Source organism: Kingella kingae ATCC 23330, assembly GCF_900111845.1.
Classification (GTDB): domain Bacteria; phylum Pseudomonadota; class Gammaproteobacteria; order Burkholderiales; family Neisseriaceae; genus Kingella; species Kingella kingae.
Map to the genome: position 1 here is coordinate 21,265 of NZ_FOJK01000015.1, position 9,452 is coordinate 30,716.

The 9,452-nt window shown below is 44.0% G+C and carries 7 protein-coding genes and 1 pseudogene; 7 read left to right on the forward strand and 1 reads right to left on the reverse strand.

Going from position 1 to position 9,452, the window contains the following annotated elements; genetic code table 11:
- The first annotated feature begins 168 nt into the window (after positions 1-168).
- From purM to BQ5809_RS04855, 7 genes and pseudogenes are all read left to right on the forward strand, one after another.
- Complete coding sequence (purM, locus tag BQ5809_RS04830) at positions 169-1,206, forward strand: phosphoribosylformylglycinamidine cyclo-ligase (RefSeq protein ID WP_003786455.1); 1,038 nt, start codon at positions 169-171, stop codon at positions 1,204-1,206.
- A 277-nt stretch (positions 1,207-1,483) separates the two neighbouring features.
- On the forward strand, positions 1,484-5,326 hold the full coding sequence (locus tag BQ5809_RS04835; protein WP_003786457.1) for a DUF3683 domain-containing protein: 3,843 nt from the start codon (positions 1,484-1,486) through the stop codon (positions 5,324-5,326).
- 79 nt (positions 5,327-5,405) lie between these two features.
- Positions 5,406-6,443 (forward strand): annotated as a pseudogene (locus BQ5809_RS04840) (DNA cytosine methyltransferase).
- Positions 6,440-7,894, forward strand: coding sequence for a protein NO VEIN domain-containing protein (locus tag BQ5809_RS04845; RefSeq protein ID WP_003786462.1), 1,455 nt, complete (start codon positions 6,440-6,442; stop codon positions 7,892-7,894). Before BQ5809_RS04840 ends, BQ5809_RS04845 begins: the two are co-directional and overlap by 4 nt.
- On the forward strand, positions 7,882-8,514 hold the full coding sequence (locus BQ5809_RS11115; protein ID WP_071461621.1) for a DNA cytosine methyltransferase: 633 nt from the start codon (positions 7,882-7,884) through the stop codon (positions 8,512-8,514). Before BQ5809_RS04845 ends, BQ5809_RS11115 begins: the two co-directional genes overlap by 13 nt.
- A gap of 27 nt (positions 8,515-8,541) precedes the next feature.
- Positions 8,542-8,931 carry a DNA cytosine methyltransferase gene (locus BQ5809_RS11120; protein ID WP_003786467.1) on the forward strand — a complete coding sequence of 130 codons (390 nt, stop codon included), beginning with the start codon at positions 8,542-8,544 and terminating at the stop codon, positions 8,929-8,931.
- The gene (locus BQ5809_RS04855) at positions 8,859-9,212 is read left to right on the forward strand and encodes a putative molybdenum carrier protein (protein ID WP_231954233.1); all 354 of its coding nucleotides are present in this window, start codon (positions 8,859-8,861) and stop codon (positions 9,210-9,212) included. The genes BQ5809_RS11120 and BQ5809_RS04855 overlap by 73 nt, the downstream gene beginning before the upstream one ends.
- Before the next feature lie 89 nt (positions 9,213-9,301).
- Here the strand turns inward: BQ5809_RS04855 and BQ5809_RS10300 are convergent.
- Positions 9,302-9,452, reverse strand: a 151-nt coding sequence (locus tag BQ5809_RS10300; RefSeq protein ID WP_143452379.1) for a transposase, incomplete at its 5' end; no start/stop codon positions are given.

The window sequence follows — 9,452 nt, forward strand, 5'->3', positions numbered from 1 at the left end:
CTAGGGTGGGGGATTTAGGCGCAATAACAGCGATTGTTGTTGTGCGAATAGTTTGCTCTCTCCCTAACCCTCTCCCAAAAGAAGAGGGAATCAAATAGCCGAATAGTTCCATTTTGCACAATCCATGTGCAGGCTGCTTTTTCTCCCACTCGTTTACGAAAGTGAATCATGACTCAAACTTCTTTAAGCTACCGCGATGCAGGCGTGGATATTGACGCTGGCGACCAACTTGTTGAAAACATCAAACCTTTTGCCAAGCGTACCATGCGCCCCGAAGTGTTGGGCGATTTGGGTGGATTTGGCGCGTTGGTAGAAATCAGCAAAAAATACCAAAATCCCGTGCTGGTGTCTGGTACGGACGGCGTTGGTACAAAACTGAAACTGGCATTTGAATGGGATAAACACGACACAGTCGGCATTGATTTGGTGGCGATGAGCGTGAACGATATTTTGGTTCAAGGCGCAGAGCCTTTGTTTTTCTTGGATTATTTTGCGTGTGGCAAATTAGAGGTGGCACGCGCAACCGATGTGATTAAAGGCATCGCGGTAGGTTGCGAAGAATCAGGTTGCGCCCTAATCGGTGGCGAAACAGCCGAAATGCCGGGAATGTACTCCGAAGGCGAATACGATTTGGCAGGTTTCGCGGTGGGCGTGGTAGAAAAAGACCACGTGATTAACGGGCGCAACATCAAAGCAGGCGATGTGGTGCTGGGTTTGGCGAGCAATGGTGCACATTCCAATGGCTATTCGCTGGTTCGCAAAATTATTGCGCGTGATAACCCTGATTTGGACGCGAAATTTGACGGCGACAAAACCTTGCGTGAAGCGATTATCGCGCCAACTCGTTTGTATGTGAAACCTGTTTTAGCTGCATTGAAACAATTTGAAATCAAAGGCATGGCGCACATCACAGGCGGAGGCATTACAGAAAACGTACCACGCGTGTTGCCTGAAAATTGCGTGGCGCAAATTGACGCGAAATCTTGGACGTTGCCCAAATTATTCCAATGGCTGCAAACGGCGGGTAATGTCCAAACGCAGGAAATGTATCGCACGTTCAACTGTGGCATTGGCATGGTGGTGATTGTATCGCCCGAAAACGCAGACGCTGCCGAAAAATTGTTTGCCGAACAAGGCGAAACGGTTTACCGCTTGGGCGCAATCCGCGAGCGCGTGGGCGATGAACATCAAACGCAAGTGGCGTAATACGACAAAGCAGCCTGCACTTTTTATTGATTGAAAAGTGCAGGCTGCTTTTATTATTTTTTTGATTGCAGCGATTTTAATTCACTATAAATCGCTATATAAAAGCAGCCTGCACATTGCATCAACCCAAATGCAGGCTGCTTTGCTTAAATGATTCACACAGAATACGCATTTTTTTCCAAGCCTAATCACGCAAAATATTTTAGAATAAGCACATTTTTTTACAATTATATATAGTGCTTTAAATTTCACACACTATAAAACCACAGGAACACTCATGACCGCCACCACCCACACCACCGCCGCCCCGCGAATCCGTGAAATCCCCTACAACTATACTTCCTATTCCGACAAAGAAATCGTTTGCCGTTTGCTAGGCGAATACGCTTGGGACGCATTAAACAATCTCCGCGCCCAACGCAAAACAGGACGTTCAGCCCGAATGTTGTTTGAAGTGTTGGGCGATATTTGGGCGGTGGTTCGCAATCCGTATTTGGTGGACGATTTGTTGGAACACCCAAAACGCCAAGCCGATTTGGTACAAGCCATGCGACATCGTTTGAACGAAATTGATAAACGCCGCGATGATAATTCGGACGTTTTGAAATTAGTTCAGGCAGCCGAAAGCGCGGTAAATAAATTTGACAACAGTTTTGCCGAGACCAAATTAAAACGCGAACAAATCTTGGCGCGTTTAAGCAAAATCACGAAAAAACATAACATTATGTTTGACGGTTTGGCGCGTGTAACCCACGTTACCGATGCGACCGACTGGCGCGTGGAATATCCGTTTGTTGTGATTAACCCCGACACCGAAGATGAGATTGCGCCATTGGTTCGCGCTTTGATTGAATTGGAATTAACGATTATTCCACGCGGCGGCGGCACGGGTTACACGGGCGGTGCTGTGCCTTTGGACGCAATGTCTGCCGTGATTAACACGGAAAAATTAGACCGACACAATGGCGTGCAATTTGTGGAATTGGCAGGTTTAGAAGGCTCGTATCCCATCATTCATTGTGGAGCGGGCGTAGTAACCAGACGCGTTGAGGAAACCGCACACGCCGCGAAACTCGTGTTTGCGGTAGACCCGACTTCCGCCGATGCGTCTTGCGTGGGCGGCAATGTGGCGATGAACGCAGGCGGCAAAAAAGCCGTGTTGTGGGGGACGGCGTTGGACAATTTGGCGTATTGGAAAATGGTCAATCCACAGGGCGAATGGCTGTTGATTGAACGTGTACGCCACAATTTCGGCAAAATCCACGATGAAGAAACCGCCATTTTTGACGTTCACACGCTCAAAGATGACGGCAAAACCATTGCCAAAACCAAGCGTTTGGAAATTTCAGGCAGCAAATTCCGCAAAGTGGGTTTGGGCAAAGACGTTACCGATAAATTTTTAAGCGGTTTACCGGGGGTGCAAAAAGAAGGCACGGACGGCATTATCACGAGCGTGGCGTTTGTATTGCACAAAATGCCAGCCCACACGCGCACGGTTTGTTTGGAATTTTTCGGCACGGTTGCCAACGCCACGCCGTCAATCGTGGAAATTCGCGATTTTATGTTGGCGCATGAATCGGTGCGTTTGGCAGGTTTGGAGCATTTGGATTGGCGATATGTTCGCGCGGTCGGTTATGCCACGAAAGCGGCTGGCAAGGGTCGCCCGAAAATGGTGTTGATTGCGGATATTGTGTCGGACGATGAAAACGCGGTGCAGGCTGCTGCGGAACACATCGTCAAACTGGCGCAAGCGCGAGACGGCGAAGGCTTTATCGCGATTTCGCCCGAACAACGCAAAACTTTTTGGCTTGACCGTTCACGCACCGCCGCGATTGCGAAACACACAAATGCCTTTAAAATCAATGAAGACGTGGTTATTCCGTTGGAGCGTTTGGGCGAATATTCGGACGGCATTGAACGCATTAACATTGAATTATCCATTCAAAATAAATTGAAATTGTGCGCCGCGTTGATTCAATATCTTTCAGGCAGCCTGCCCGTTGAGCAGTTGGACAGCGATTTGCCAAAAAGCGAATTGTTGGGCGAACGTGCCAACCACGCACTGAAATTTGTCAATGATGTGCAGGAACAATGGCAATGGTTGTTGGACAATTTGGACGCACCCTTGTCGGAATATCAGGCGCGTTACGGCAATCACATTGTGGTTGCGCCCGAAGCAAAACCGAGAGAAAGCTGTTTTATTGCGTTCCGCGATTTCAGGCTGCGTGTTTCCATTAAGGAAGATGTGATGAAACCGCTTGCCGAAATTTTTAGCGGTAAAGCCGACACGAAAATCATGGCAGGTTTGGGCAAAATCCACGCCAAAACCGTGCGCGGTCGCGTGTTTGTCGCGCTGCATATGCACGCAGGGGACGGTAATGTGCATACCAATATTCCTGTAAATTCAGATGATTACGAAATGTTGCAAACCGCGCACAAAGCCGTTGCACGAATTATGGATATTGCACGCAGCCTGAACGGTGTGATTTCAGGCGAACACGGTATTGGCATCACAAAACTGGAATTTTTGTCAGACGAAGAAATGCAGCCGTTTTGGGATTACAAGCAATCCATTGACCCAAAAGGCTATTTCAATCGCGGCAAATTGATGAAAGGCTCGGATTTACGCAACGCCTACACGCCGTCTTTTGAATTGTTGAGCTTTGAAAGCCTGATTATGGAGCAATCGCATTTGGGGCAGATTACCCATGCGGTTAAAGATTGCTTGCGTTGTGGCAAATGTAAACCTGTTTGTTCAACCCACGTTCCACGCGCTAACCTGTTGTATTCGCCAAGAAATAAAATTTTAGGCGTGGGCCTGCTTGCCGAAGCATTTTTGTATGAAGAACAAACGCGGCGCGGCGTTTCCATGAAGCATTTTGATGAATTGGGCAATATTGGCGACCATTGCACGGTTTGCCATCGCTGCGTGAAACCGTGTCCTGTCAATATTGATTTTGGCGATGTAACCGTGGATATTCGCGCCTTTTTGAAAAAATCGGGTAAGGCGAAATTCAATCCGATTGCGGAAATGGGTATGGCGTTTTTGAATGCGAAAAATCCAGTTGCCGTGAAAGCCTTGCGCGTGGGCGTGATTGACGCGAGTTTTAAAGCGCAAAATTTAGCCTACGATTTGGGACAACAATTCCACATCGGCGCGAAAAAACAAAAAGCCGAACCGAAAGCGACCACGCAAAAAGCCAAAGTGGTGGAACAAGTTATCCATTTCATCAACCGCCCATTACCGCGCAATGTGCCGTTACGAACGGCGCGTTCATTGCTCGGTTTGGAAGACAATAAGACGATTCCGATTATTCGCAATCCTGAATTGCCCGAAGACGCGGAAGCGGTGTTTTATTTCCCAGGCTGCGGTTCGGAAAAATTGTTTAGCCAAGTCGGTTTAGCCACGCAAGCGATGTTGTATCACGCTAGTGTGCAAACGGTGTTGCCGCCAGGTTATCTGTGCTGCGGTTATCCACAAAACGCAAGCGGCGACAAAGACAAAGCCAATAATATGGTTACGGAAAACCGCGTGTTGTTTCATCGCATGGCTAATACCTTGAATTATTTGGATATTAAAACCGTCGTTGTGAGTTGCGGAACGTGTTACGACGCGCTGGCGGAATACCGTTTTGAAGACATTTTCCCGAATTGCCGCATTATTGATATTCATGAATTTTTGCTGGAAAAAAACATCAAATTGGACGGCGTAAAAGGGCAGCAATATCTGTATCACAATCCTTGCCACACGCCAATCAAAACGATGGACGGCACGAAACTCGCCAGCGAATTGATGGGGCAAAATGTGGTGTTGAGCGACCGTTGTTGCGGCGAAAGTGGTATGTTTGCCGTGAAACGCCCCGACATCGCCACGCAAGTCAAATTCCGCAAACAAGAAGAAATTGAGAAAAATTTGGCGCAATTACCGCAAGGCGAACCTGTAAAAATGCTGACATCGTGTCCTGCGTGTTTGCAAGGTTTGAGCCGTTATCAAGATGATAATAATTTGCCAGCCGATTACATTGTGATTGAAATGGCGAAGAAAATCTTGGGCGAGAATTGGCAGAATGAGTTTGTGGAAAAGGCGAACAATGGGGGGATTGAGAAGGTTCTCTTGTGATGTGATTGTTTGAAATGTTCAGGCAGCCTGAAAGATTTTTTCAGGTAGAATAAGCAACTTTTTTAAATACATTTTCAAAATGCAATCCAAACCCACAGTATTAGATTTATTTTGCGGTTGTGGCGGTTTATCGCTCGGTTTTATTCAGGCAGGATTTGATGTCAAACTCGGCATTGATGCTTGGCAAGACGCGATTAAAACCTACACCGCCACACATCAAAACACACAAGGCATTGTTGCCGACTTATTCACAACCACGCCCGAACAAATCAGCCAACAAACCCAAATCAATCAAATTGATGTGATTATCGGCGGTCCGCCGTGTCAAGGCTTTTCTATTGCGGGTAAACGCATGATTGATGATGAACGCAATCAGCTTTACAAATCGTTTGTGGAATTTGTCCGTTTTTATCGGCCCAAAGCGTTTTTGATGGAAAACGTCCCCAATATGATGTCAATGGGAAAAGGCTTGATTAAAGAACAAATTACGCAAGATTTTGAACAACTGGGCTACACCGTCAGCAGTTAAATTTTAATGGCATCAGATTTTGGCGTACCACAAAACCGCAGACGTGCTTTTTTTGTTGGTTTTAAAAATGGCACACGATTTGAATTTCCACAAGCCACAGTAAAACAACACATTACCGCAGAACAAGCCATTTCTGATTTGCCTGATTATTCCGTTGCAGACGGCGAAAACTATCCGCTTTCAGGCAGCAGCAACTATCAGCAACAAATGCGCCAAAACAGCACAGGTTTATTCAATCATCAAATTACCGTACACAATGATAAAACCAAAGAAATCATTGCATTAGTGCCAGACGGTGGCAACTACAAAAACTTGCCTGAACATTTACGCCAAACGCGAAACGTGAATATTGCATGGACACGATTAAACAGCCAAAAACCCAGTTTTACGATTGATACGGGACACCGTCATCATTTTCATTATGAATTTAATCGTGTGCCAACCGTGCGAGAAAGTGCAAGAATTCAATCATTTCCCGATGATTTTATCTTTTTAGGTACAAAAACCAGTCAATATAAACAAGTGGGAAATGCCGTTCCGCCTATGCTTGCCAAAACGATTGCATTGAAAATAAGAGAATATTTATGAGTGAAACTTATCAAATCCCCGAAGAATATTTTTTCCGTTTACATCACATTCGCCCACGTTTTAAAAGCAATGTAGAAGAAGTATTGCTTTATGTGGCGAACAGCATTTCTGATTTGGGCAAGCTGCCTGAAAAGGCATTTAACGAACAATTAAATGCCGTTTTAAGAAATTTTGTTAAAAACCAAACGGCTGAACAAAAAACGATTAACAACTGGCGTACTGAAATTGCTGCCTTATTTTCGTTTATTCAAGAAACCGAAAATAATGAATTATTGCCGAGCAAAATGGCAAAAAGGCTGGCTGAAAATCAATTTCTTGATGAATTTTTCAATTATTTTTTGTATAGCTTTCAATATCCTGCTGGACACAATAAAAGCCACGCAGTTATAGCACAAATTCAAAATGGCATTCAATTTAGACCTTGCCAATTTAGACCTTGCCAATTTATTTTGCAAATTTTTCAGGCAGCCTGCAAATTAAGCGACAAACCATTTTATTTAACCGCCGAAGAATTAACGCAATGTGCTTATTTTGATTTGCGTGTAACCAGTCATCAAACCAAAACGGCTAATGATGTGGCTAAACAAATTATTGAAAATAGAGAAAATAAAGTTAGCTACAATCATAAATATGAGCAATTAAAAACCGAAAGTGGTAATTATCCGTCTTCGGGCGATGTGTATCGTTATGCAGGTGATATTTTGGATTATATGGTTTTAGCTAATTTATTGAAAACAAAAGGAACAGGGCATTATTATTTAAATACAGATAACACAGACTTCATTAAACGTCATTTAGATAATACAGCTTGGTTTAATCAATATGCTGATTTTTATGGAAAACAAGAAATTTCTGCTCGCGAAATCACAGTATTAGAGAAAAAATGGTTTGATTACGTTAATCAATTTGACAATATTGCTGAATTTGAACCGTCTTTAAATGAAACAGAAAAAGCAGATATTGCTGCCTTAATTCAAGAGTATTACGCCAAAATGAAAGGGCAAGAATCGGTTTCTACTAAAATCATTGGCGATTTAGGCGAAACTTTGATTTTGGCACACGAATATTTGCGTACAAAAGGCAAATCTAATCGCCAGCATTTAATTAACAAAATTCCTACATCTTTGGGTGTAGGTTACGATTTGCAAAGCATTGAAATTGAAAAAAATAAGCGTTACATTGAAGTGAAAAGCACACGCTCTAAAAAAGCAATTAACAGCAATCGTTTTAAATTAACGCCAAATGAATGGGACAGTGCGGAAACTTTGGGCGACCGCTATTTTATTTATTATTTAGTGATGAATGAAAGCAGTAAAAATATTTTCATTATTCAAAATCCTGTTCAAAAATATCACGATAATTTGATTAAAGTAGATAGCAGCTTAACCGTTGAATTTACGCCACAAGCAGGAGAATGGCAGCCCTTATTGGAGGTGTCATGTTCCGAGTAGTGTCCTTATTTTGCGGTTGTGGGGGCATGGACAAAGGCATTTTGGGCGATTTCCATTATTTAGGAAACCATTACGCAAAATTGCCGTTTGAAATTGCCTACGCTGCCGACTACGACCCTTACGCTGTCAAAATTTACAATGCCAATTTTTCACATCAAGCGGAAATTAAAGACGTTCGCGATATTGTCGCTGGCGAGCTGCCTGAACACGATATTTTATTGGGCGGTTTTCCGTGTCAGTCGTTTTCTATCGTGGCACAAAATCCGCCACGTTTGGGCTATAAAGATGAAAAAGGCACGCTATTTTTTGAAATGGTTAAGGTTTTGAAAGAGAAAAAACCGAGATTTTTCATTGCGGAAAATGTAAAAGGTTTGCTTTCTGCCAATCAAAAACAGGCGTTTCCGATGATTATTCGTGAATTTGAACAGGCAGGCTATCACATTCATTTTAAATTATTGAATGCGTCTGAATTTGGTGTACCGCAAAAACGTGAGCGTGTGTTTATTGTTGGTTTTCGCGATGATGAAGATTTTTTCAAGTTTCAATTTCCTGAAACGCTGCCTGAAAAAATCCCATTGAAATATGCGTTAGATGAACAGGCAAATCACGATGAAAAATAGTTTTTCAGTCAGAAAGCGGTGAATGGTATGTTGCGGGTTCGCGAAAAAATGAACAAAGGGCGGGTGCAAGACATTGAACAGCCTTGCAATACCATTAGTTCGCATTTGGCAAAAGTGAGTTTGAACGGCACAGACCCTGTGTTAATGGTTGGCGAACGCTACCGCCGTTTTTCGCCACGAGAAGCCGCAAATATTCAATCATTTCCGTTGAATTTTCAATTTGATTGTGTATCGGATAATCGGCAGTATCGGGCGATTGGAAATGCTGTTCCGCCTGTGCTGATGTGGCACGTTGCGAATGCGGTGGCTGGTGTCCCGAAGACCGCCACGCGGAAGACGGTGAAATTCCACCGCATTATCCCGTTACGCCGCTCGTTGGCGCAGGCTACCGTAAACGCACGCGCCAAAATGTGCTAGACAGCGACGCGACTGTTATCGTTTATCACACGGAAATCGCGCTTGGTAGCGGCACGGAATTGACGCTAAAAACCTGCATTTCTCAGCGCAAACCATATTTGCTGCTCGATTCGTCCGTACTGCTGCCTGAAATCGCTGGCAAACACATTGCAGAATTTGTGCAACGTCATCGGACTAGCGTGTTGAATGTGGGTGGTTCTCGCGGTTCGGTTGTGCCGACAATTGAATTATTCACAGAAAAAGCGGTGTTGTCGGCGATACAATACTTGCGCGAAATGTAAAAAAGCAGCCTGCACTTTTGCTCATTTAAAGTGCAGGCTGCTTTTGTATTGGGGCTGTCCTAGATAACTAAGGGCTAATGACATTTTAGCTATAATTTCAACCAAATCAAAGCACAAGCTAATGACACGGTACTTTCATAATTACGTTTTAATTTATCGTACCGTGTTGCCAGCGCACGAAAATGCTTTAATCGTGCAAAAGCATTTTCTACCAAGTGCCTGATTTTATATAAATACCAA

What these genes read in the sequence shown, in the direction of transcription:
- purM (WP_003786455.1), top strand. Translation starts at nt 169, where the DNA reads ATGACTCAAACTTCTTTAAGCTACCGCGATGCAGGCGTGGATATTGAC.
- BQ5809_RS04835 (WP_003786457.1), top strand. Translation starts at nt 1,484, where the DNA reads ATGACCGCCACCACCCACACCACCGCCGCCCCGCGAATCCGTGAAATC.
- BQ5809_RS04845 (WP_003786462.1), top strand. Translation starts at nt 6,440, where the DNA reads ATGAGTGAAACTTATCAAATCCCCGAAGAATATTTTTTCCGTTTACAT.
- BQ5809_RS11115 (WP_071461621.1), top strand. Translation starts at nt 7,882, where the DNA reads ATGTTCCGAGTAGTGTCCTTATTTTGCGGTTGTGGGGGCATGGACAAA.
- BQ5809_RS11120 (WP_003786467.1), top strand. Translation starts at nt 8,542, where the DNA reads ATGTTGCGGGTTCGCGAAAAAATGAACAAAGGGCGGGTGCAAGACATT.